Source organism: Mesorhizobium sp. WSM4313, from assembly GCF_002294725.1.
GTDB lineage: Bacteria > Pseudomonadota > Alphaproteobacteria > Rhizobiales > Rhizobiaceae > Mesorhizobium.
Map to the genome: position 1 here is coordinate 104,828 of NZ_NSFT01000008.1, position 23,749 is coordinate 128,576.

General features: G+C 64.6%; 19 protein-coding genes. 8 read left to right on the forward strand and 11 right to left on the reverse strand.

What is annotated here, in order from left to right; genetic code table 11:
* Positions 1-97 precede the first annotated feature (97 nt).
* Together CK219_RS19240 and CK219_RS19245 are read right to left on the reverse strand one after the other, a co-directional pair.
* Complete coding sequence (locus CK219_RS19240; RefSeq protein ID WP_095768314.1) at positions 98-3,910, reverse strand: autotransporter domain-containing protein; 3,813 nt, start codon at positions 3,908-3,910, stop codon at positions 98-100.
* Between the two features lie 250 nt (positions 3,911-4,160).
* Positions 4,161-5,123, reverse strand: coding sequence for an AraC family transcriptional regulator (locus CK219_RS19245; RefSeq protein WP_095768315.1), 963 nt, complete (start codon positions 5,121-5,123; stop codon positions 4,161-4,163).
* A 256-nt stretch (positions 5,124-5,379) separates the two neighbouring features.
* Between CK219_RS19245 and CK219_RS19250 the strand changes: the two genes are divergently transcribed.
* Positions 5,380-6,552, forward strand: coding sequence for a LuxR C-terminal-related transcriptional regulator (locus CK219_RS19250; RefSeq protein ID WP_245340534.1), 1,173 nt, complete (start codon positions 5,380-5,382; stop codon positions 6,550-6,552).
* A 251-nt stretch (positions 6,553-6,803) separates the two neighbouring features.
* Positions 6,804-7,493 (forward strand): outer membrane protein, encoded by a 690-nt coding sequence (locus CK219_RS19255; protein WP_095768316.1) that lies wholly within the window; start codon positions 6,804-6,806, stop codon positions 7,491-7,493.
* A 162-nt stretch (positions 7,494-7,655) separates the two neighbouring features.
* On the opposite strand, the gene CK219_RS19260 is transcribed toward CK219_RS19255, so the two are convergent.
* Genes CK219_RS19260 through CK219_RS19270 form a run of 3 tightly spaced genes read right to left on the reverse strand, consistent with a single transcriptional unit; the run spans position 7,656 to position 11,427 of the window.
* The gene (locus tag CK219_RS19260) at positions 7,656-9,950 is read right to left on the reverse strand and encodes a xanthine dehydrogenase family protein molybdopterin-binding subunit (RefSeq protein WP_095768317.1); all 2,295 of its coding nucleotides are present in this window, start codon (positions 9,948-9,950) and stop codon (positions 7,656-7,658) included.
* On the reverse strand, positions 9,947-10,930 hold the full coding sequence (locus CK219_RS19265; protein WP_095768318.1) for a xanthine dehydrogenase family protein subunit M: 984 nt from the start codon (positions 10,928-10,930) through the stop codon (positions 9,947-9,949). The genes CK219_RS19260 and CK219_RS19265 overlap by 4 nt, the downstream gene beginning before the upstream one ends.
* Complete coding sequence (locus tag CK219_RS19270; protein WP_176477075.1) at positions 10,927-11,427, reverse strand: (2Fe-2S)-binding protein; 501 nt, start codon at positions 11,425-11,427, stop codon at positions 10,927-10,929. The genes CK219_RS19265 and CK219_RS19270 overlap by 4 nt, the downstream gene beginning before the upstream one ends.
* Before the next feature lie 464 nt (positions 11,428-11,891).
* Here CK219_RS19270 and CK219_RS19275 point away from each other — a divergent pair, with 464 nt between their 5' ends.
* Positions 11,892-12,488, forward strand: coding sequence for a TetR/AcrR family transcriptional regulator (locus CK219_RS19275; protein ID WP_095768319.1), 597 nt, complete (start codon positions 11,892-11,894; stop codon positions 12,486-12,488).
* A gap of 148 nt (positions 12,489-12,636) precedes the next feature.
* Positions 12,637-13,467 (forward strand): aldo/keto reductase, encoded by an 831-nt coding sequence (locus CK219_RS19280; RefSeq protein ID WP_095768320.1) that lies wholly within the window; start codon positions 12,637-12,639, stop codon positions 13,465-13,467.
* 86 nt (positions 13,468-13,553) lie between these two features.
* On the opposite strand, the gene CK219_RS19285 is transcribed toward CK219_RS19280, so the two are convergent.
* Positions 13,554-15,314, reverse strand: a complete 1,761-nt coding sequence (locus CK219_RS19285; RefSeq protein WP_245340535.1) for an alpha/beta fold hydrolase — start codon at positions 15,312-15,314, stop codon at positions 13,554-13,556.
* 385 nt (positions 15,315-15,699) lie between these two features.
* Positions 15,700-15,999: a hypothetical protein gene (locus CK219_RS19290; protein WP_095768322.1), complete on the reverse strand. Its 300-nt coding sequence runs from the start codon at positions 15,997-15,999 to the stop codon at positions 15,700-15,702.
* A 145-nt stretch (positions 16,000-16,144) separates the two neighbouring features.
* Between CK219_RS19290 and CK219_RS19295 the strand changes: the two genes are divergently transcribed.
* Positions 16,145-17,044, forward strand: a complete 900-nt coding sequence (locus CK219_RS19295; protein WP_095768323.1) for a VOC family protein — start codon at positions 16,145-16,147, stop codon at positions 17,042-17,044.
* A gap of 22 nt (positions 17,045-17,066) precedes the next feature.
* The gene (locus CK219_RS19300) at positions 17,067-17,669 is read left to right on the forward strand and encodes a sulfotransferase family protein (RefSeq protein WP_095768324.1); all 603 of its coding nucleotides are present in this window, start codon (positions 17,067-17,069) and stop codon (positions 17,667-17,669) included.
* A 128-nt stretch (positions 17,670-17,797) separates the two neighbouring features.
* Here CK219_RS19300 and CK219_RS19305 read toward each other — a convergent pair whose 3' ends face one another.
* Complete coding sequence (locus CK219_RS19305; RefSeq protein WP_095768325.1) at positions 17,798-18,580, reverse strand: DUF2270 domain-containing protein; 783 nt, start codon at positions 18,578-18,580, stop codon at positions 17,798-17,800.
* A gap of 103 nt (positions 18,581-18,683) precedes the next feature.
* Positions 18,684-18,902 carry a hypothetical protein gene (locus CK219_RS19310; protein WP_095768326.1) on the reverse strand — a complete coding sequence of 73 codons (219 nt, stop codon included), beginning with the start codon at positions 18,900-18,902 and terminating at the stop codon, positions 18,684-18,686.
* 390 nt (positions 18,903-19,292) lie between these two features.
* On the opposite strand from CK219_RS19310, the gene CK219_RS19315 reads away from it, so the two are divergent.
* Positions 19,293-21,524, forward strand: coding sequence for a cation:proton antiporter (locus CK219_RS19315; protein WP_095768485.1), 2,232 nt, complete (start codon positions 19,293-19,295; stop codon positions 21,522-21,524).
* A gap of 47 nt (positions 21,525-21,571) precedes the next feature.
* Here the strand turns inward: CK219_RS19315 and CK219_RS19320 are convergent, their stop codons facing one another.
* Positions 21,572-22,780: an MFS transporter gene (locus tag CK219_RS19320; RefSeq protein ID WP_095768486.1), complete on the reverse strand. Its 1,209-nt coding sequence runs from the start codon at positions 22,778-22,780 to the stop codon at positions 21,572-21,574.
* A gap of 261 nt (positions 22,781-23,041) precedes the next feature.
* Here CK219_RS19320 and CK219_RS19325 point away from each other — a divergent pair, with 261 nt between their 5' ends.
* Positions 23,042-23,461: a VOC family protein gene (locus CK219_RS19325; RefSeq protein ID WP_095768327.1), complete on the forward strand. Its 420-nt coding sequence runs from the start codon at positions 23,042-23,044 to the stop codon at positions 23,459-23,461.
* A 3-nt stretch (positions 23,462-23,464) separates the two neighbouring features.
* Here CK219_RS19325 and CK219_RS19330 read toward each other — a convergent pair whose 3' ends face one another.
* Positions 23,465-23,716, reverse strand: coding sequence for a hypothetical protein (locus tag CK219_RS19330; RefSeq protein ID WP_095768328.1), 252 nt, complete (start codon positions 23,714-23,716; stop codon positions 23,465-23,467).
* Positions 23,717-23,749: the final 33 nt, after the last annotated feature.

Genomic DNA, 23,749 nt, shown 5'->3' on the forward strand with positions numbered 1-23,749 from the left:
CGCCTCGCCGCCCGAGCCCTTGCCGTATTCGGCCGGCGGGGGCGCTCCGTCGACCGAGCGTTCTCATGCTACTCCCTATCCTTCTCACCTCTCGCCATCAGAACTGGACGTCGAGGTAGGCCTTGGCGCCGTTGTCGGCGTTATGGGAGCCGAACTGACCGGTGTAGGACAGGCCGAGCGTGGCATTGGCCGAGATCGGCAGGTCGAAACCGGCCTCGATCACCACGCTGTCCCTGGCGACAGGCACGCCGGCGATGGTAAAGGCATCGCCGCCGGCGAAAGCGAAAGTCGAAGTCGGCGTGACATCGCCGAAGGCATGGCGCCAGCCGAGCGTGCCGCGCGCGGTCGCCTCGATGTTGCCAAGCGTCAGGCCGGTCGAGGTGCGTAGCCCGAGCGTGGTGAAGGTCGCGTTGGTGGTTGAACTTGCGCTGGTCAGGGCTGCACCGCCACCTTTCTCGGTGAAGCCGTCGGTGTGCACGCTGACATAGGCGAGATTGGCGAAGGGCTCGAACTTGAAGCGCCCGGCATCGGCCTTGTAAGCGAGTTCGCCGAACACCTGTGCCATGCCGGCGTCGTAGTCGGCCGACAGTTGATCGGCGAAGCCATTGAAGGCAACCGCGCGCTTTGTCGAGATGCTGTTCCAACTGTAGGCGACGCCGGTGCGGAACGCGATGGCGCCCCAGTTGGTGCCCCCGTAGAGCCCGAGATGGTAATTGTCGCCGGCGCCGCTGGAACGGCGAGCGTCGGCGTCGAAAGTTGAATGGCTGTAGCCGCCTATGGCGCCGATGCGCCAGTCCCCGACCAGGCTATCGGTACCGACCAGGAGGCCGCCGGTCGAACGATCGAAGGCGGCGGCATTGCCGTCGCTGTCGGCATGTCCCCATGAGCCGAAAGCTTGGCCCCAGACGGCGAAGCGATCGGTGTCGGCCGCGACCATTTCCGGTCCGCCCTCGCCATAGGCCATGACCGGCAATGCGGCTGCGTCGGCATCGCCGAACGCGGCGCTGATCCGCCTGGTGGCGGCGTCGCGGATGAAGTGGTTGTCTTCCAGCAACATCCCCTTGGCCGAGGCATGGATCTCTCCCGAGAGCTGGTCGAAGGCCGCTTGGGCAGTTGCCTCTGTCGGCAGCACGGCGATTGCGTCGTAGAGCGGATTGCCAGCCCCCAGGCTTTCGGCGCCACCGCCGGTGGCGATCTGGTTCGGCGTCAGGCCAACCTGAGCGAAGGTCTTTTGGACCACATCGAGATAGACGTGATTGGCGTCATAGCTGTCGACGAGGCCGAGGAAAGCCGTGCCGATATCGCCGGTGAGCGAGTAGTTTCCGGCGACGCCACCGTCGGCTTGCAACACCGTGTAATGCGTGCCCGCTACGTAAGGCGCGACATCCGTTTTGACCACGTCGAGCACCGATCCGGCGGCGATCGTCGCTGCGCCGGTCGCCTGGATCAAATCGGATTGACCGGCCGAGGTCAGTTCGGCCTGATAGATTGAGCCGGCCGCCTGGTCGACATCGCCCGCGACATTGAGCGTGCCGATCGAATTGCCCGGCGCGATGGTGCCGCCCGATTGCGCCGCGATGCCACCCACCGTGCCGTTGCCGCCCAGCACACCGCCCGAGATCGTCACCAGCGAGTTGGCCAGCGAACCGTTCACGGCCAGCCGTCCGCCGGTGACGAAGGTCGCCCCCGTGAAGCCGCTGGAATCGGCGATCAGGTTGGTGTTGCCGGCGATCTGGTTGATCGTGCCGACGCCGGCGATTGCCGAGCCGAAGGTGTAGCTGGGGTCGGTGTGGTTGAAGTTGATCGCGCCCGTGCCCGGGCCGAACTGGATAGTCGTCGCATTGAGCGTACCCGTGGCGGCCGCTGGCGATCCGCTCGCCGCACCGATGTTCAGCGAGCCGACGGAGCCCGCCAAGACGGCGATGTTGACTGCGCCGCTGGCCGACACCGCGCCGCCATTCGCGATCGTCAGCGTGGCAGTGCCGCCAACGCCGACTTCGAGATCGCCGCTGCTGGTCCAGGTTGAGCCCGCGCCGCTGACGTCAGCCGTGCCGGTGGACCCGGCAGAAAGGCCGAGATAGCCATCGGTGTTGCTGACGTTGCCGCCGTTCGAGACGTTCAATGAGCCGGTGCCCCGATGACCGACAAAAAGGAGGCTGCTGCTGGTCCAGCTTGAGCCAGCGCCGCTGACCATTGCCGTACCTATAGATCCGGTATCAAAGGCCAGATAGCCAGCGTTGCTGATGACCGTGCCGCCGTTCGAAATCGTCAACGTGCCCTTGCTGAGGCCTCCGACGTAGAGGTTCCCGCTGTTCGTCCATTTTGATCCCGCGCCGTCGACGAACACCGCGCCAGTCGAGCCCGCCGAGTTGCCGACATAGCCCGAGGCGCTGCTGACCGCGCCGCCATTGCTTATCGCCAAAGTGCCGGCGCCGAAATCGCCAATACCCAGGTTGGAGCTGTTGGTCCAGGTCGAGCCGGCGCCGTCGACGAACACCATGCCGATGGAGCCCGCCTTCGCGCCGACAGCGGCCCAAGTGTTGCTGACAACGGCACCGTGAGAGATCGCCAGGGTGCCGTTACCGAAATCGCCCACCATCAGGTTGGAGCTGTTTGTCCAGGTCGAGCCGGCGCCATCGACGAACGCGATGCCTGTCGAGCCTGCCTGCGCGGCGATATTGCCCCCACCATTGCTGACCGCGCCACCATTTCCAATCGTCAGCACACCGGTGCCGCTATCGCCGACATAGAAGTTCGAACTGCTGGTCCAGGTCGAGCCGGCACCGGTGATCACCGCTGTGCCGACAGAGCCCGTCTGCGCGCCGATCATACCGATGGTGTTGCTGACCGCGCCGCCATTCGAGACCGTCAGCGCACCCTGGCCCTGGAAGCCGATGAAGAGGTCCGAAGTGTTGGTCCAGGCCGAGCCGGCACCGTCGACCGTCACCAGGCCTTTGGAGCCTGCGGCATAGCCGGCATAGCCCACCGAACTGGTGACGGCGCCGCCATTGGTGATCTCCAGCGCGCCGAAGCCCGCGTTTCCAACCGCAAGGGCCGCATTCGCCCAGGTCGAACCAGCACCGTCGACAGTTGCTGTGCCAGTGGAGCCCGCCAGGTTGCCTAGAATGCCGCTCAGATTGCTGACCTTGCCGCCGCTCGAGATGTTCAGCGCGCCGGTGCCCTGATCGCCGACGTACAGGTGGGAAGAGTTTGTCCAGGTCGAACCCGCGCCGTCGACCGTCACCATGCCGTTGGAGCCTGCATGCGTAGCGATGCTGCCCGTCGCATCGTTGACCGCGCCGCCATTGGTGATGTCCAGTGTGCCGACGCCACGTTCGGCGATATAGAGATCGCCGCTGTTGGTCCAGGTCGAGCCGGTCCCGTCCACCGTGACCGTGCCAGTGCCCTGACCGAAACCGACATGGCCCACGGTGTCGCTCACGGCGCCACCGTTTGAGATCGTAAGGGTGCCGGTGCTGTCGGTGCCCAAGGCAAGGAAAAGGTCGGAACTGTTGCTCCAGAGCGAGCCCGCTCCAACGACGCTTACCTTGCCGTTGGCTTTCGAAGCGTAGCCGAGATAGCCGGCGGTATCGGCAAGCGTGCCGCCGTTCATAATCGTCAGCGAGCCTGTGTAACTCGCAATGGTGCCAACAAACTGATTTTGCGCGGCTGCGTTCGCCGCATTGACCACGGCCGGGTGCGGAAACGCCGCGTCGAGGGTGACGTCGTCGCTCGATGTCGGGACAGCGGTGGGATTCCAGTTTCCGGCGGTGAACCAATCCGTGGAGGCCGCGCCGGTCCAGATCTCGGCTGCCGTGGCGCTTGGCTGGCCAAGGCCGATCAGCGCCGTCGACGTCAACGCCAGATATTTCAACGCCTTCTTCCGGCCTTCAAATCCATTCTTCGGCATTTAATCCCCTGACAGACAAGTCATTTCACCCTGAAGGTGACATGTCATCGGAGCCCGGCATTGTCTTGGGCAGCGCCGCACTGGAATTGGACTGGAAAGAGATGCCGGTTCTTTTCTGCGCGCTGTGATGGTTTGGCACCACCGACAATTTCCCAGCCAAGCGGCGTCGCTTGGCGGCTAAAACAAACAGATAGAGCGGATGGGAAAATCGGAAATCGCATCGCCTGACCGAGTCCGGGAGACGCCGGTTCTATCTGGCGCTTTTTGGCGTGTAGCCGAAGCGACGGCGGAAGCAGCGATTGAAGTAGGACACGTCGCTGAAACCGCTCATCATCGCAATTTCGCTGACCCGCATACCGTCATTGTGTCTTTGGGCGAGCATCTTATGTGCGCTTTGCAAGCGCAGCTCGAGCACACGCTCGGAGAAGCTGATACCCGTCTCCTGGAGGATGTCGTGAATATAGCGCGTCGAAAGACGGAGTTCCTTTGCGACGCCCTGCGCGGAGATGCCAGGATGGGCGAAATTGTCTGCGATGTTGGCCAGGACCGCCCGCAGCCTGGCCGCTCGCAGGCCGCGCAGGCCGGCCAACTCGGCAGCCTCACCTTTCGCGCCCGTCACCAGACCGATCAGATCGACGATCACGTCCGTTGCGTGCATGATGAGATCGGCCGAGACGAGGGGCGGGCCGGTCTCGAGAAGTTGGCAATAACGCTTGAGAAGATCGAGAGCCTCGTTTTCGGCGCCGATCTTCAACGCCAGCCTGTCATCGATCTGTGGGAAGGCCTGTACGAGGACGGCGCGTGGGACCACCACGTTCGACCACACATTCCGGTCGGCACCGACCATTTTCAGTGCTTCCGATGCCGTGACCAGGACCGCTTCTCCCTTGCCGACGCCGTACTCGCGGCCGACCTGCGCCCCGGTCAAAACGGTGTCGGCCTTGTTGATCAGCAGGAGATATCCGTCATTGCCGTCGTCGGCAATGTTGCTTGCTTTCCTCGTTGCATGCCTGATCGTTCCGGACATCTGGCCGAGAACCAGTGATCCGACGGCCGTGGCTTCTATCGCCGCTTCGAAAGGCAGGTCTGCGGATATGCCGTATTCAACCGACCATATCTCCGCGACATGGATATCCTGCCAGAGGGAAAACCGATCGCGTTCATTGAGATGCGAGGGCAACTGAGCCGATGAAAACACCGTCTTTCGCGACAATCGAACACCTCGAAAAGCTACAGCTTCAAAAATTGTCGAACGCGATGCTTTCCAATCCGGGAATAACAAGCGACATTGATCGCTCGGCGTTCGACCGATCGCATTAGACCCTTAATCGAGTTCAACCAGGCGTGGCGTCACCCCAAAGTATGACGTCGCGAAATCCTTCAAGACGGATCGGCGTTTTTGCGCCGGGCGGCTGTCAATTTGTTGCTGTATTCATCGTTTTTCGCTCATCCCTCATGCGGGGCAGGGCATGTCAGGGGGCGTGGTGGAGAGGCTGGGCAGCGAAGTACTTTATTCGATTATCGGTGAAATTTATGATTGCGTCTTGAATCCGGAAGGCTGGACCGGAGTGATGACCCGGATCACCGAAGCTGTCGACGCTGCCTATACCACTGTCGCGCTGGCCAGCACTGCTGACAATCAGGGCCGTTTCGCGGCTCAATCAGCTTGGGATCCGGTGCAAATGCGCGCGCTCCAGGAGGATTATGACTTTGACGAAATTCCCGGATTGAAGGCCGCGGTCGTCGGCGACATCGACACGCCTGTTGCGACGCTGTCGCATATGAGCGAGGCCGAGCTCCAGCAAACGCCGTTCTTCCAGAATTGGGCCGGACCGCAGGGATTGCGCGAGGCTTGCATCACTAAATTCGTTCACACGCCGGACCGGATTGGTCTCATGGGCTGCACCACGCGTGCCAACAGGGGTATCATAACCGTTGAAGAGCAGCGGTTCCTGGCATTGCTCTCGCCGCATCTGCGTCGCGCTTCCCTGATTGGAGATCTGCTCGATCAGACCCGCATTACCGCCAATTTCTATCGCGAAGCGCTCGACCATCTCGCCGTGCCTATCGTTTTTGCCGGCGCCGACGGAGCAATCCTCCATGCGAATGGGGCTGCCGACCGGATGTTTTCCGGGCAGGGTCCCATTCTTTCCAGGAAGGGCCTGCTCCAACCGCAGAATCCGGTGGTCGCCCGCGCTTTGGCGGAAGCATTAGCCAGCGCTGCCGGCGCAGATGCTTCGCTTGGCTCTCGCGGCATAGGGCTGCCCGTTTCAGCGCCGGGTCAACCGCCCGCCGTAGCCTACGTGTTGCCGCTGACCGAAGGAACTGCGCGCGCGGCTTTCCGGCCCGCCTGCGCTGCCGTCTTCGTATCGACCACGACGTCCTCTTCTCCGCTGCCGGAGGCCGTTCTCACGACGCTGTTCGACCTTACTCCCGCGGAGGCCCGGGTCCTCCTGCGGATCGGCAGCGGATTGCCCGCGTCCAGGAGCGCCTCGTCGCTCGGCATCAGTGAAAACACGTTGAAGACCCATCTCAACCGGATATTCGCCAAGACCGGCACGAGGCGCCAAGCCGATCTCGTCAAACTGATTTCGGACATAGGCATGCCTTTCGTGACTGATCAGGCTGCCGCTCGCCGCTGAGCTGGCCGCGCCGAATTCCTCGTCGGCGCCGGGCGGTGCCAGGTAGACTCACACCCAATCGCTGCGTCCAGACCGGCAATCGACTGAGGCTGTATGGCCACACCGACCGGGAAAGCGTTGCGGCGCTCTCCAGGACAATTCAGGTGCGGTCCAGCCCAAGACGCCGCTGGCGAACAATGCAAAACCTCGACGACACCCGGATCGCCGCCGAGCATTTCGCGGCTGGGGAAGCAACATTGGGGTAGCAAACAGTGAAAACGGTTCTTCTCGCCACAGCCTTCATTCTGGCGCCTGTCGGCATCGCGTCGGCGGCGGACATCAATGAAACCTTGCCCGTTGCCGCCGACTATGACTGGTCCGGCCTCTATGCTGGCGCTCACTTCGGCTACGTCGCCGGAAAGTCCAATCTCTTCATCGCCGACGCTGGCCCTGGGGGTGCCGACGTTAACGCGCCCCTCGACCCGGACGGGTTCATTGGCGGCATCCATATCGGCTTCGATCAGGAAATGGCGAACCGCTTCGTGCTCGGCGCCGAGGCGGACATTGCTTACAGCAATGTGGATGGGGTGGGGACCTTCACCGGTGCCGGTGCGTTGCTCAAGACCGAACTCAAGTGGTCGGGTTCGGCGCGGCTGCGGGCCGGCTACGCTTTCGATCGGACCTTGCCTTACATCACCGCGGGCGTGGCCGCGGCCAAGTATGAAATGACTGTGATCGCCACCAGCGGTTCAATACCGATCCACGATGAAACCCATCTTGGCTGGACGGTTGGAGCCGGCGTCGAGCACGCTTTCACCGACAGGTGGATCGCGCGCGTCGAATATCGCTACTCCGACTTCGGCAAAAAGGATGTTTCGGTGCCGCTGTTCGGTCCTGGCACGGTTGCGAACATCGATCTCAAGACGCACGATCTGCGGGTCGGCCTCAGCTACAAGTTCTGATCTGGCAGGCCGAGCAAAACCCCGGCCTCGCGCCGAGGTTTTGCTCGTGCCGTAAAGGCATTCACGTCCGCCGGCGCGGGCCGAGACGATGACGACGCGCGCTCGGCCCGTCGGCGCGACACCTGCCGCCGGCTAGGGCGGAGGCCGTCGCTGGCGTCGACCTCAGATCAGCTTCTCCAGCGTGATCGGCAGATCCCGCACCCTTTTCCCTGTCGCGTGGAACACTGCGTTGGCAATCGCCGGCGCGATGCCGACGATTGCCAGTTCGCCCACGCCCTTGCCCCCAAGGGCGGAGGAGTGCGGGTCGGGGATGCCGACCGAGATGGTCTGGATGTCTGGGATATCGGCATTGGTCGGCAGCATGTAGTCGGCGAAATTGCCGTTGACGATGCGGCCGTGGCGACGATCGACGATGCCTTCCTCGAGCAGCGCCTGGCCGATGCCCATGATGATGCCCCCCTTCCACTGGCTTTCCGCCAGCTTCGGGTTGTAGAGCCGGCCCGAATCCAGCGCCGACACCACGCGCGACACGCGCACCGTGCCGAAATCCTCGTCGACGCGCACCTCGACGAAATGCGCGCACCAGGAATGGCGCGAATAGTCGCCCTCGGTGTGCGGGATCGACATGGCTATAGTGGTGTAGTTCTTGTAGCGCTCTTCCGGCGTCGTGCTGGCCGGCAGCGTGTCGCCCTTGGCTTCGATTTGGTCGCGGCCGATCGCCATCATGAAGTCGGCGATCGACAGGTCCGGCCCTTCGCCGCGCGGCGAGGCGATGCGGCCGTCCCTCACTTGCAGCGTGTTCGCCTGCAGCTTCTGGAACGGCGAGCGCGGGTCGGAAAGCGCGAGCCCGATCAGCTCGTCCAGCGCCTGGCCTGCCGCCTTGTGGACGGCGCCGGTCATGACGCCGGCAAGTCGCGAGCCGCCGGTGACGCCGGCGCGGGCGAAATGCGAGTCGCCGAGCTTCACCGACACCCGCTCCACCGGCACGCCAAGCGTCTCGGCCGCGGTCTGCGCCAGGATCGTGTAAGTGCCTTGGCCCATGTCGATGGACGAGCTTTCGACTTCGACCGAACCGTCGGAAAGCAGCTTCACCACCGCCTCGCCATGCGCGCGCCGCACCGGATAGGTGCCGGCCGCGACACCCCAGCCGATGAGCTGGCGGCCGTCGCGCATCGAGCGCGGCGCGTTGCTGCGCTTCGCCCAGCCGAACGCTTCCGCGCCGGCGGCAAAGGCCTCGCGCAACTGGCGTGTCGACCACGCCTTCTTCGCATGCGGGTCCTGCTCGGCATAATTGATCAGCCGCATCTCCAGCGGATCGATACCGAGCTCATAGGCAAGCTCGTCGATGGCGCTTTCGATGCCGAAGGCGCTCGGGTTCTCGCCCGGCGCGCGTTTTGCTCCCGGCACCACCGTATTGACCCGCACCACATTCTGCTTCGAGGAGAAGTTGGGCGTGGCATACATGATCGAGGTGACCGACCCGAGCGGCTCAACCCACATGCCGTCGACCGCTGTCTCGTTGACGCCGCGATGCACGATCGACTGGATTTTACCATCCCTGTCGGCGCCGATCGCAACGGTCTGACGCGTCGCCGCGCGACCGCCATAGGACGTAAAATTCTGCGGGCGGGTGAGCACCAGCTTCACCGGCCGGTCGAGCATCCTGGCGGCAGCCGCAGCCACCGCGCTATGCGCCAGCGCCAGCGCTTTGGAGCCGAAGCCGCCGCCGATATAGGGCGAGACCAGCCGCACATTCTCGAACGGCAGGCCGAACCACTCGGCATAGGTGCGCGCCATGCCGTCGAGCCATTGGCTGGGCTCCCAGATGGTCAGCTCGTCGCCCTCCCAGCGCGCGATCAGCCCATGCGGCTCCATCGCGGCTTGGAATTCGCGCGGCGTGTTGTAGGCCGCGCAGATGCGCACAGGCGCTTCGGCGAAGGCGGCTTCAGCGTCGCCCCATTCCTTGGTCATGGCGTCGATCGGGATGCCGTCGCCCGCCTTGCCGTCGCTCAGGTCGACGATGGCCGGCGTCTCGTCATACCATACCTTGACCAGCGCCGCGGCGGCGACCGCCTGCTCGAATGTCTCGGCCACCACCGCCGCGACATGCTGGCCGGAAAAGGTGACCTCGCGCACGAGCGGCGCGTAGGTCGGCTGCGACGGCGGGTTGCCGAGCCAGTCCGATGCGCCCCTCAATTCCATGATGGTGTCGGGCGTCAGCACGGCGAGCACGCCGGGCGCGGTCTCGGCTGCGCGGGCGTCGATCGCCGTCACCTTGCCGGCGGCAATCGTTGCGCCGACCAGCACCGCATGCGTCAGTCCCTCGAGCTGCTGCTCGAAGGCATATTTCGCCGCGCCCGTGATCTTGGCCGGTCCGTCGACGCGCGACAGCCGCCCGCCGACCGCTTCGAGACGCGCGCTGTCGGACGCGGCGTGTTTCATGTCATGAACGGTCATGCCGTCTCTCCCAATTTGAGGATGGCGCGCGCTATCACGCGCGGCGCCAGCGCAATCCTGTAGTGGTTGGCGCCATGATCGACGGCGCCCTCCATGGCGAGCTCGCTCGCCTCGCGGATCATGGCTTCGTCGAGCGGCTTGCCTTTCAGCGCCTCTTCGACGGCGCGCACCCGCCACGGTTTCGTGGCGACGCCGCCGAGCGCGACGCGGATGTCGCGCACGGTGCGGCCGTCGCCTTCAAGCTCCAGCCCGACCGCCGCGCTTGCCGCAGCGAACTCATAGGACTGGCGGTCGCGCACCTTGATGTAGGTCGAGCGTCTGGCCGCGGCCGAGCCTGGGATCTCTACTGCGGTGATCACTTCGCCGGGGCGGATGTCGTGCTCCTGCTCGGCGGTGGCGCCCGGCGCAAGGAAGAAGTCCTCGACCTTCAGCTTGCGCCCGCCAAGATCGACCTCGGCGTCGAAGGCGACGAGCGCCACGGCGAGATCGCCCGGATAGGTGGCGATGCAGGCCTCGCTGACGCCGAGTACCGCATGGCTGCGCGTCGCCCCGCCGATCGCCGAGCAGCCGCTGCCGGGCGCGCGCTTGTTGCAGGCCGGGAAGTTTTGCGGATCGCGGAAATAGGGGCAGCGCGTGCGCTGCATCAGGTTGCCGCCGATGGTCGCCATATTGCGCAACTGCGCCGAGGCCGCCTGCCACAGGGCTTCCGATACGGCCGGGAAGCAGCTCTTCACGGAGGTGTGGTCGGCGACATGGCTCATCTTGGCCAGCGCGCCGATCACGGCGCGGTCGGCGGCGACATCGATGGCGTCGAGCCCTTCGATGTGGCTGATGTCGATGACGGTCGAGGGTTCGGCGACGCCGCATTTGGCGAGGTCGATGAGCGTGGTGCCGCCTGCAAGCAGCATGGCGCCGGGAAGAGCGGCGGCGTTGCGCGCGGCCTCGACGCTGTCGGCACGTAGATAGGAAAAATCTCTCACGAGCGCAGCTCCTGTGCGGCTTGGCGAATGGCGGCGACGATGTGCGGATAGGCGCCGCAGCGGCACAGATTGCCGGCCATGTATTCGCGGATCTCCTCGTCGGAGCCGGCATGGCCCTCGCGGATGCAGGCCACCGCCGACATGATCTGTCCCGGCGTGCAATAGCCGCACTGGAAGGCATCCTGCTCGAGGAACGCGGCCTGCACGGCATGCAGCGTGCCGTCCTCGCCGGCAAGGCCCTCGATAGTGGTGATCGAGCGCCCTTCGACTTGGGCCGCGAGCGTCAGGCAGGCCAGCACGCGCTCGCCGTCGACATGCACGGTGCAGGCGCCGCACTGGCCCTGGTCGCAGCCTTTCTTGGTGCCGGTGAGGTGGAGCCGTTCGCGCAGCGCATCGAGGAGCGTCACGCGCGGTTCGATTTCCAGCGCTTGGGTCCGGCCATTGATGGTGAGATTGAGGGAAAGGGTGGTGGGACTGATGGTGACTTGGTCATTCATGGGGCGTCGGGCTCCGATTGCTGGACGCTTGAGCGGATGGAAATGGGGCTTGGGAGGACAGGGGCAACGCGTGGAAGCTGCCAATCTCCCCCCTCGTGGGGGAGATGCCCGGCAGGGCAGAGGGGGGCGCGAAGGAACGAGGCGTTTTGCGATTTATGTTCGCGAAGAGAAATCTGCCGGAAGGGAGCGCTTGTTATCGATTGATATGACGGCGGGACAGCACCCCCCTCTGTCCTGCCGGACATCTCCCCCGCAAGGGAGGAGATCAGCAGCCTCATCGCCGCGCTCCACCAACCAGGGTGCGCTTCCCGTCCTTCTCTACGTGACATACCGCTTCCCCTAGTTATATGATAAAAGCACTCCACTAAAACGGAGGTGCCTCCGTTTATTTACGTGGGATCTGGCCGGTCATGGTTCAACCCCCCATATTGCGTTCGGTGGAGAAAAAAGTGCCTGACCAGGAAATGACCGCTGAAGCGAAGCGCGACGCGCATGCGCCAAAGCCGCTGCGCGCGGATGCGCAACGCAACCGCGACAGGCTGGTCGAGGTGGCGGCGCAGGCTTTCGCCACCGATGGCGTCGACGCCTCGCTGGAGGAGATCGCCAAGCGGGCAGGGGTCGGCATCGGCACGCTTTATCGCCATTTCCCAACCCGCGAGCATCTGGTCGAGGTCGTCTATCGCCGCGAGGTGGAAGGACTTTGCCACGCCGCCGAGGAACTTGCTCGTGAGCATCCTGCCGATGTCGCGCTGGAGCTCTGGATGCAGCGCTTCGTCGACTACATCGCCACCAAGCGCGGCCTCGCCACCAGCCTGCGCCTATTGCTCACCACCAACTCGACGCTGTTCTCCGACACGTCCGGCCGCGTCTCGGGCGCCATGCGAAGCCTGATCGAGGCCGCCGCCGCCGCGGGAAAAATCCGCGCCGACGTCGACGCCTCCGATGTGATGCATGCGCTGGGAGGCATCTACTCGGCGCCGAACACGCCAGACTGGCGCGAGCGGTCGGGGCGGCTGGTGAAGCTCTTGATGGATGGGCTGCGGTTCGGGGCGAGGGGCTGAGGCGCGGGAACTGCTAATCTCCCCCCTCGTGGGGGAGATGTCCGGCAGGACAGAGGGATTGCTGTCTCGCCAACCTCTCCCCGGCTGGCATTCCCCAACCCGTGGCCTACATAGTCGGCACCACCCTCCCTTCCAAAAGGAACCTCCCATGCCCGAAAAGCTCAAATTGAACGACGGCGCCACCATCCCGCAGATCGGGCTGGGCGTCTGGCAGGTCGATCCGGAGATCACGGCCAAGGTCGTGCGCTGGGGCATCGAGGCCGGCTACCGGCTGATCGACACCGCCGAGGGTTATCGGAACGAGGAAGGCGTCGGCGAGGCGATCGTTGCTGCCGGCGTCCCGCGCGCCGAGCTGTTCATTACCTCCAAGCTGCGCAACGGCGCGCATCAGCGTGACGCGGCGCTGCGCGCCTTCGACGATACGATGCAGAAGCTGGGCATTGACCAGATCGACCTTTTCCTCATCCACTGGCCGGTGCCCAGCCAGAACAAATATGTCGAGGCCTGGAAGACGCTGGTCGAACTGCGGAAGGCCGGCCGTATCAAGTCTGTCGGCGTCTCGAACTTCAACCAGGACCATCTGGAGCGCATCATCGGCGAGACCGGCGTGACGCCGGTCGTCAACCAGATCGAATTGCATCCGCGCTTCCAGCAGCGTGACAAGCGCGATTTTCACGCCAGGCACAACATCCGTATCGAGAGCTGGAGCCCGCTGGGCAGCGGCCGGCTGCTGGCCGATCCGACGCTGGAGAAGATCGCGAAGAAGCACGGCAAGTCGGTGGCGCAGGTCATCATCCGCTGGCACCTGCAGGAGGGGCTGGTCGTCATTCCGAAGTCGATCCACCGGGAGCGCATCGCCGGCAATTTCGACGTCTTCGGCTTCGAGCTGGATGCGGATGACATGCAGACCGTTCACGGTCTGGATTCGGCCGACGGCCGGACGGGACCCGATCCGGCCACGGCGGCGTTCCTGTTCTGAGAGCTGCGCTCCTTTTGGCGCGGCGTCGGAACCGCCAATCTTCACGGATGGGGAAATGAGCAGTTCTGCCGACGACATGCCGCCGCTCATCCGGTGAGCGCAGAGACGGTCTTTCGGGATGTGGATCCGGTGACGAAGCTTCGTATCTCGTCAACCAGACTGTCGCAATCTTCACCCCAGATCACGTGGTCTCTGCCGGCCAGCTCGACGTATCTGGCGCCTTGGATGTGGGTTGCCAAGTAACGCCCTTCCTCTGGGCGCACCCAGCGATCGCCCGTCCTCTGCACGATCAGCGTCGGCACGCGGATCGCCGGCAGGATGTCGCGAACGTCGACTTCGGTACCCCAGCGCCAGAGCGCGATTGCATCGGCGGGCGACGCCGAATTCCTGAGATAGGCGGCGAACCATTCGCGTTCGACCATGTTTTCGGTCAGGCTCGGCGCTGCGTTGCTCATGTCGGCTGGCTTGCCCCATTGTCTCTCGACGGCCGCTACGTCGTCGTCCACCTGCGCCACAGTTCTGGCCCACGGATATTCTTTTGACCAAGTGCCCTTGGCGTAGGTTCCGTTAAGCACCAGCGCGGACGTACGCTCGGGATAGGTGGCGGCGAAAAGCATGCACATCGGACCGCCCTCCGAGCTGCCGAACAGCACCGCTCGTGTGGAGCCGACTGCGTCCAGCACCGCACGCACATCCTCCATGCGCTCTTCCAGCGTCGGCAGGCCGACATTGCGGTCGGATAGACCGGTGCCGCGTTTGTCGAATCGGATCAGGCGTGAAAAGGTGCCGAGCCGCTTGAGCACATGCGCGAAGCGCGGCGAGCCCCAGGCAAGGTCGAGATTGGAGACCCAGCCGGGCACGTATAGGAGGTCAATCGGCCCTTCGCCGGTCACCTGATAGGCGATGTTGATTCCTGCCGATTTGACGTAGTGGGTGGTCGGTGGCATCGGCTCGCCGCCGGAAAGGCTCCCACCGGCATTTGCCCCCGAACCGGCCGCCGGCTCGGCGGCCGCAACCGGACGTGTCGAGTGAGGCGATGAACTCATCCGGCGTGTCCGAAGAGCCTCGTATAGTTGGCGCGTTTCCAATTCTGGCTGCAGCCCAAGATCTCTCTCCAGCGCCTCACGGCAGAGCTCATACTGTTTAAGAGCAAGGTTGATGCGGCCCTGCGCGGCATAGGCCCTCATCAATGCCCGGTGGATATCTTCGCGCAGAGGCTCCATTGCGAGCAGTCGCGCAGCCGTCCGCGCACAGGATGAAAGGTCCTTCGACGCGCTGTAATGCGCCACCAGCCTGTCCAGCGCTGCAACCGCGATCGTTCTCAGGCGCTCGCGTTCAATTCGAAGCCAATCTTCGAACGGCTCCTCTTTCACGCCAAGACCGTCGAGCAGGTCGCCGCGGTAGACGGCGAGTGCCTGCTCGAGGCGTTCGGGCGAGGATCCTGTCGCAAGCGTCTCGAACCGGGCGACATCGAAGTCGATCTCGTCGAGATACAGGCCGACACTGACGCCGTTTGTCAGAAACCGTCCGCTGCCGCACTTGTGCATGGCCTTTCGGATGGCCGAAACGGCTTGCCTGAGGCTCATCCGGGCCTGGGTTTCGCCATTCAGGCTCCAGAGCAGGGCGGCCAGCTTCTCGCGCGATTGTGCCTGTCCGGCTTGCAGCGCGAGATAGGCCATCATCGCCCGTGCCTTGCGGCTCAAGGTTGGAGCAGCCGCGCCAGTACCGGCGAGATCAAATCCGCCCAGAAGATAAAGATGAGGCCCTTTCATTGAGTTTCGGCCCCGGCCACGATTATGGCAATTCTTTCGCTTCGCCCCTGGTAATTCAACCGCTATCTGTCCCAAGCGGTCTTTTTCACGTTTCGATCACGCTGCCATCTCCAGCTTTATCACGGTCGCGCCAGAGAGTTGGCCGAACCTGAAACATGGGAGAACCTCAATGCTGCCATTCAGCCCGACCGACTGGCCCTTCCGGCAAGATGACGGTTTCTACCGGCTCCAAGGCCCACCCGCAATCTTTCGTCACGACATCGCCCAGGCGCGGTACTTGGAGCAGCAGTTAGCGCAACGGTTGCCCGGCGCTCCCAGGATAAGTCTACCAATGCTCGTGAGCAGGCTTTTTGCCGTGGCAGCGTCGGCCCGTGCAGCGCTCTCTCGCCGGCGTGCCGGGCGAGGACCTGCCTCGTTTCGGCTTTGAAAGCCGGCCTTCCGAGCCACGGCGGGCTTGACCTTAAATTCCCTCGCCGTCCACCAGCGGCACGTCATCTCCCTCCCACGGGCTGGGCATTGTCCCGCGTCCTGCGGTCGGCAGCGGCATCCAGCATCTGAGTTCCGGTTCTGCATATTCGACGATGCGGCCGGGCGAGGAGTCCGACGCCCGCCAGCCTTCCTCGCCGAACTGGTCGGCGCGCGACCAGTAGGCCATGTCGACCTCGGCCGGCCCCTGCTCGGAGGAACGCACCGTCACCAGGATGCGGCTGCCGTCCCGCGGCGCGCTCGCCATATTGCGCCACTGTTCGGTCTCGTCCATGCGATCTCCTCCTGCTGAACCAATTCCAGAAAACCGGCCGTCGCAATAGTCGCCGCCCGCCGGGAAGGGGTCAACCCGAACTTGGAGCGCGACAGGCAATTCATTCGAAGCTAATATGTCATTGGCCGCAATCGGACAGACGACGATGGATGATGGATTGCTGTCTCCGGTGACCCGTCTCGGGCCGGTCCATCTCAAGGTGACCGACGTGCCGGCGGCCTTGAATGTCTGGCGCGACGCGCTTGGGTTGGCGCTGCTTGGCGAGGACGCCACCATGGCGAAGCTTGGCGCCGGCGGCCGGACGCTGATCGTGCTCCATGCCGGCGCGGAGGCACCGCTGCCGCAGAAGGCGCGCGATCTCTTCCACGTCGCCATCCATATCACCAGCCGCCGCGATCTCGCGCATACGGCCGCCCGCCTCAAGGCATCTGGCCTACGGTTCAGCGCCCAGGATCACCTGGTTTCGGAATCGCTCTATGTCTCCGACCCCTCCGGTAACGGCATCGAGATTTGCTTCGACACGCCGCAGCGCTTGCTGCGCCGCGAAGTGTCGCCCAATGGCCGCGTGACGCTGATTGCCACCGACGGCAGCGCGCATTCGGGACTCGAGCCGCTGGACGTATCGGGCCTGCTGCGCGACCTAGGCAACTCCGGCGATGTCGAGCCGAAGATGGCGCAGGATGCCTTTATCGGCCACATCCATTTGCGCGCCCGCGCGCCCGAGATGCTGATGAAATTCTATCTCGGTGTGCTCGGCTTCCGGCCGCATATCCAATCCCGGACCTTCGGTATGTTCGACTGCGGCACGGCGCGCCGCGCCCATATGGTGGCCTTCAACATCTGGGCGCGCGACGAGCTGCGCGAGCCGCCGCCGGGTGCAGCCGGCCTCGACCATTTCACCATCGAGCTTGGCTCCGCGCAGGAGCTCGCCGCCGTGGAGCGCAGGCTCGAAGCGGCCGACATACCGGTGAAAAGGGACGGTCGCATTATCTCGACCGCCGATCCGGAAGGCAACCGCCTGCGGCTCGTGGTCCAGGGAGATTGATCGCAACGAAGGAGGAGGGGAAATGTCGCTCAAGGTGATTGGAACCGGCTTCGGCCGGACCGGGACGGATTCGATGCGCGAGGCGCTGACCATGCTGGGTTTCGGCCCTTGCCATCATATGTCGGAGGTGATGGCGCATGAGGAGCAGAAGCTGCTCTGGCGGGCGCTGGCCAAGGGCGCCGCGCCCGACTGGGACAAGCTCTTTGCTGGTTATAAATCCTGCGTCGACTGGCCCTCGGCGCATTACTGGCGCGAGCTGATAGAAATCTATCCGCAGGCGCGCGTCATCCTGACCTGGCGCTCGCCCGAAAGCTGGTGGGAGAGTTTCGAAAAAACCATCCTGCCGGCGATCGTCGGCAGCACGGACCAGGAGTCGCTCGGCGTCGCCCTCGTCTCGAAACAGGTCTTCGGCGGCCGCCCGCAGGACCGCGCGCATGCAATTGCCGTTTACGAGGCCAATGTCGAGGCGGTGCTCACCACCGTGCCGGCCGAGCGCCTGCTGATCCACAAGCTCGGCGACGGCTGGGCCCCGCTTTGCGCCCATCTAGGCGTTCCCGTGCCGGAAGAGCCTTATCCCAGCCGCAACTCGACCCGGGAGTTTCGGACGGCGCTGTCGCTGCAGTGAAGGGAATAGGGGAATAGGGGAGTAGGGGAGTAGGGAGTACGTCAAGAATATCAGGCCGCGTAGACTCCGCGAACTCCCATCGCTAACTTTCTCACTACTCACTACTCACTACTCACTACTCCCCTCCCTCACACATGCACGTCGCCGAAGGACAGCTCGCCGTCATCGGCGCGGACCAGGAACGCCGCGGCGAGCAGCGCGAGGTAGCAGCCGGCCACGCCGCACACGACGACGACGCCGGGGATTGGGCCGAGCGTCGCCACCCGGAACGTGTCGACGAGCGAGGCGCCGAAGCCGATGGGAGAGCCTTCGCGCGACAGGCTCGGCGTGGTGATCTTCAGGATCCAGGCAAGCAGCAGGATCGTGTACATGAAGATGTAGTTGCGGCGCAGCCGGCGGATCAGCGCCGCGCGCTGCGTGATCAGGAAACGCGGCGAGCGCAGGCCTTCGCCGAGGATCGCGAGCCAGTTGGAAGCATAGTCCGGCTGCGGCGAAAAGATCTGCGCGAAGTAGTAGCGCTCGAATTGCCGCACACGGGCGCGGTAGACGTCGAAGAAGCGGTAGCGCCTCGCCTCGATCCACAACAGCAGCGTGATCAGGAGCATGGCGAACAAAAGGACGCCATGATGCGCGCTGGGCGTCGACAGCGATACCGACAGCATCGCCGCCACCACCGTGATCGCCCAGTTGCTGGTGCGGTCGAGCCGGTCGCGCCAGCCCGCCATGCGCGCGATCTCGGCGCGATGGAAATGCGACAGCGTCGTGGTGAATTCAGGGGAGCTGAGCTTCAGCGCCAGCGTGTCGGAAGCGCGCGGCGGCGCGGCCTTCTCGGTGGATCTTGCCGGCGCAGCCGCTTCTGTCGGCCTTGCCACAGCTGCATCTGTGGATTTTGCGGCATTCGTCTGGGCCATTCTGCCGGGCGCCTCCCGCCGCCATGGCCAGTCCTCGCCTTGACATCGACCGGCCACACCCCTGTCGCTTCAACGTGCGGCCGGCCGGAATGTTCCCGCTTTTTCAGGCGGATAAGTCAGGTTGCAAGCAGGGGACACCACCATTCGCGCGCCGCGGAAAGGGCAGCACATCGGCCATCGGCCTGGCATGCTGGGCTGCCGCCACTGCCTCGATCACAAGGTCGAGCGCCGCAAGCGCCGCGCGGCTCGTTTCATCGTCGCCGCGCAGGTAATGGCAGGCCCGGTCGAGGTGCAGGTGGGCGGCGGCAAAGTCGCTTTTCATTAGCTTCTCCTTATTGCCCGCCACGGCGCGAACATCGCCGAGTCGCTTTACCGGGAAGCAAAAATCCGCGGTGGCATTTGATTAGAATTGTAGGAAACGGCGCCGGAACTGCTGATCTCCCCCTTGTGGAGGGCAGAGGGGCGCCGTCTTGCTGCATGTCGCACGCCGGACCTGCAGATGTTAACGCTTCTGGCTGTGAAGCCGCGTTCCTTCGCGCCCCCCTCTGTCCTGCCGGACATCTCCCCCACGAGGGGGGAGATTGGCAGTTCCGACGCCGTGCAACCGAACCACCGGCCAAACCGTTATGACGCGAAATCGAGGGGAGACAGCTTGTCCAAAATACTCAATCGGAGCCGGTCGGTCGTGTTAGCCGCCGCTGCGCTTCTGCTGATGCCCGTCGTCGCCTTCGCCGCCGAGAAGACCGGCATGTCCTCGGAAGGCATTTTCGTCGCCGAACTCATCCTGCTCCTTGTCGTCGGTCGTGGCATCGGCGAGGTTCTGGAAATACTGGGCCAGCCGGCGGTGATGGGACAGCTGATCGGCGGCATCCTGCTTGGGCCTTCGCTGCTTGGCTGGGTCTGGCCGGCGGCCGAGCGGCTGGTCTTTGCCGGTGACGCCTCGCAAAAGTCGATGATTAACGCCATCGCCCAGCTCGGCGTGTTGATGCTGCTCCTGCTCACCGGCATGGAAACGGATCTGCGGCTCGTGCGCCGCGTCGGCCGCGCCTGTTTTTCCATTTCGGCGGCCGGCGTGGCGGTGCCCTTCGCGCTCGGCTTCGTCGCCGCCCAGTTCATGCCGACCACGCTGCTTGCCGCAGGCAGCGAACGCATCGTCGCCGGGCTGTTCCTCGGCACCGCGCTCTCCATATCCTCGGTCAAGATCGTCGCCATGGTGGTGCGCGATATGAACTTCATGCGCCGCGACCTCGGCCAGATCATCGTCTCGTCGGCCATCATCGAGGACACGATCGGCTGGGTGATCATCGCCATCACCATCGGCATCGCCACCCAGGGGCGGATCCAGATCGGCAACCTGGCCTTCACGGTTGCCGGCGTCGCCCTCTTCATGGCGTTTTCCTTCACGCTCGGGCGCCGCATCGTCTTCGACGCCATCCGCTGGACCAACGACACTTTCCGCTCCGAATATGCGGTCGTCACCGTCATCCTCGCCATCATGGGCGCCATGGCCTTGATCACCGATCTGATCGGCGTGCACACCGTGCTCGGCGCCTTCGTCGCAGGCATCTTGGTCGGCGAGTCGCCAATCCTGTCGCGCCACATCGAAGGGCAGCTGCGTGGCATCATCACCGCCCTTTTCATGCCGGTGTTTTTCGGCGTCGCCGGACTATCCGCAGACCTCACTGTGCTTCTCGATCCTCAGCTTGCGCTGCTGACGGTGGCGCTGGTCATCATCGCCAGCATCGGCAAGTTCGGCGGCGCCTTCATCGGCGCCGAGTTCGCCGGCATGAGCCGCGCCGAGGGCGTCGCGGTGGGCTGCGGCATGAATGCGCGCGGTTCCACGGAGGTCATCGTCGCCTCGATCGGCCTGTCGATGGGCGTGCTGTCGCACAACCTCTTCACCATGATCGTCACCATGGCGGTCATCACCACCTTGGCCATGCCGCCGACATTGCGCTGGGCGCTGCGCCGCCTGCCGATGGGCGAGGGCGAGCAGAAAAGACTGGAGCGCGAGGAGATCGACCAGCGCGGATTCGTCGCCAATCTGGAGCGACTGCTGGTTGTGGTCGACGAGGGCGTCGTCGGACGCTTCGCCGCCTATCTCGCCGGCGTCATCGGCGCCGGCAAGCCGACGACGGTGCTGCATTCGAGCGGCGAGACCGATGCCGAGCCGACCGAAGGGTTGCATCTGGAGGAAATCGAGAAAGGCGCCGAAGACAGCCGTGAGGCGGCGAAGCAAGGTGACGAGACGCCGGTGCGCGAAGCCCCGGTCACCCGCCGCCAGCATGAGGAGCTCTCGGCCGAGGCTGTCACCAAGGAGGCGCGCAAGGGCTACGGCATGCTGCTCGTCGGCCTCGGCCGCGCGGTTACTTCCAAGGGGGCCTTCTCGCATCGGCTGAACGAGGTCGCCGGCGCTTTCGACGGGCCGCTCTGCCTGGTGTTGAAGCCGGCTACCGCCGGCCGCCAGATGCCTCGGCTCGGCCCGCGATCGGGCAAGATACTGGTGCCGGTCAACGGCACGGCCGTTGCCCGGCGCGGCGCCGAGTTGGCTTTGGCCGTCGCCGCCGTCACCGGCGCGCCCGTCAAGACGCTCTATGTCGCACGGGCCGGCCGCGACGAGCTGCGCGACACCGTCTCACACCGCCGCAGGGAAGCCGTGCTGAAGGACATCGTCGCGCTTGCCGACCGCTACGGCGTCGAGATCGAGACGGCGATCCGCAGCAGAGCCGCCGCCGCCGACGCCATTGCCCGCCAGGCCGGCCGCAATGTGGCGTTGATCGTCATGGGCGTGGCGCGGCGCCAGGGCGAGGAGCTGATCTTCGGCGAGACGACGACGGCCGTCCTGCGGCGCAGCCCATGCCCAGTGGTGCTGATCTCCGACGAGCGGGTAAAGCGCGACGAGAGCGACCGCGAGGCGGTACGCACGGGCACGGGGACCGGATGAGAGGACTGGCTAATCTCCCCCACAAGGGGGGAGACCATCAGCAGTTCTCAAGCCATCTGCAGTTTCTGCCGGCTCGGCTGCGGCGGGAAGGCGATCGCGATACCGGCGGCGCCCAGCCCAATCAGCGCCGAGCCGATGAACAGCCAGCGATAGCTGGCAGTGGCGTCGTAGATCATGCCGCCGGCGAGCGGCCCGAGCGACATGCCGAGGCTGGAGAGCATCGTGGCCGCGCCGAGGACGGTGCCGATGATGCGCAGGCCGAAATATTCGCGCGCCAGCACCGCGTAAAGCGGCATCACGCCGCCATAGGTGGCGCCGAAGATGACGGCCAGAAGGTAAAACTGCTCGAGCTGGCCGACGGTGAGATAGGCTGCGATCACCAGGCCTTGGATAGCAAGCCCGGCGACCAGCACAGGCTTGACGCCCAGCCGGTCGCCGAGCACGCCGTAGAGCACGCGCCCGCCAAGGCCGGCCAGCCCCTCGACGCTATAGATCGTCACGGCCGCCATCGGCGCCACACCGCAGGACATGGCATAGCTCACCATGTGGAAGATCGGGCCCGAATGCGCCGCGCAGCAGGCGAAGAAGGTGAGGCCCAGCACGATGAATTGCGGCGAGCGCAGCGCCTGGCCGACGCTCATGTCGGGATCGTCGGTGACGGGCGCCGGCGTGCCGTCGCTGGCTGCGACCGCCGCCGGTGGCTGGCGCACCAGCAAGACGGCGGGCAACAAGAGCACCCAGGCCATGACGCCGATGTCGAACATGGCGGTGCGCCAGTCATAGGCCGTGATCAGCCAGCGGGCGAAGGGCGAGATCGTCATCGGCGCCACGCCCATGCCGGCCGAGACTAGTGAGACGGCAAGGCTTCGGTTGGTGTCGAACCAGGCGGTGGTGAGCGCGATCATCGGCGCGAAGAAGGCGCTGGCCGCCAGCCCGACGATGACACCGTAGCTGAGCTGGAAGACCAGCAGCGAGGTCGCCCGGCTCGCCACCACCAGCGACAGTCCAAGCAGCACCGCGCCCGCAAGCACCACGGGCCTGGCGCCGACCCGGTCATAGATCGCGCCCCAGGCGAAGCCGCCGAGGCCCATCACCAGGAAATTCAAGGTCATGGCGCTGGAGATGCCGGTGCGCGACCAGTTCGTGTCGAGCGACATCGGCTCCAGAAAGATTGCCAGCGAAAACATAGCGCCGAGCGCCACGCAGGTCATCAGCGCGCCGGCCGCGACGATGACCCAACGATAGGAATGGTTCATGGTTTTCTCCATGCCGTAAGGCATCCTGTTTGATGCGGCACGGTTTTTCCAGTCCACCGGGCCGCTTGCGTCCGAAGGACGCCGGAGCGGGAGCCGATCCTACAATCTGGTTGCATTTTTTATCCGGATTTTTTTTTGAGGGCCGATTTCGTTGTCCCAGGCGCTGTCCCGCGAGTGGCTGAAGTGTCAGCAGCCGGCAGTACCCCTCATTGACCGCACACCCGTCCCATCTAGATTTACCCTCTCAACCAGGAGCATCCCATGGAACTCTATCGCGGCCGGCTCATCGATCACCTTCACCTGGTGGTGCGCGACATCGAGGCCAGCCGGCGTTTCTACAGCAGCCTATTCGAAGTGCTGGGCATCCCCATCGGCGGTGGCGCTGAGGACCATTTCTGGGCTGACGAGCTGTTCGTCTCGACCCCCGACAGCCGTTCCGCCCAAGGCGTGCTCACCGGCCGTCACCATCTCGCCTTCCAGGCGAAGGACCGCGCCATGGTCGACGCCTTCTACCAGGCCGGGCTCGCCGCCGGCGGCAAGGACAATGGCGCGCCGGGCGAGCGCCCCTACCACCCCGGCTACTATGCCTGCTTCCTGCTCGATCCCGACGGCAACAACATCGAGGCGGTGTTTCATGGGCCGGCGAAGCGGAACGCGGATGCGGTGGTGGTGAGTTTCTGAGGCCTATCGGCGCCAGAACGGTTTAGCGAGCTCCTCCCGCACCTCGTCCATGGTCAGACCGACATCGCCGATCAGATATGGCGTATAGCGCGCCTTGAGCGCCAGCTCCTCGCGGAAGCAGGCTCGTTCGTGCCACACGGCTAAAAGGCCCAACACCCCGGGATGACGCGTCAAGCTTTCTCCGGCCGGCGGGTCGCGGAGGTCGAGCTGCACGGCGCCGTAAAAATCGGAAATCGTGTTCAATATGGGTTTCATCGTTGGCTCCTCGGAAGAACGGCCCTCATCGAG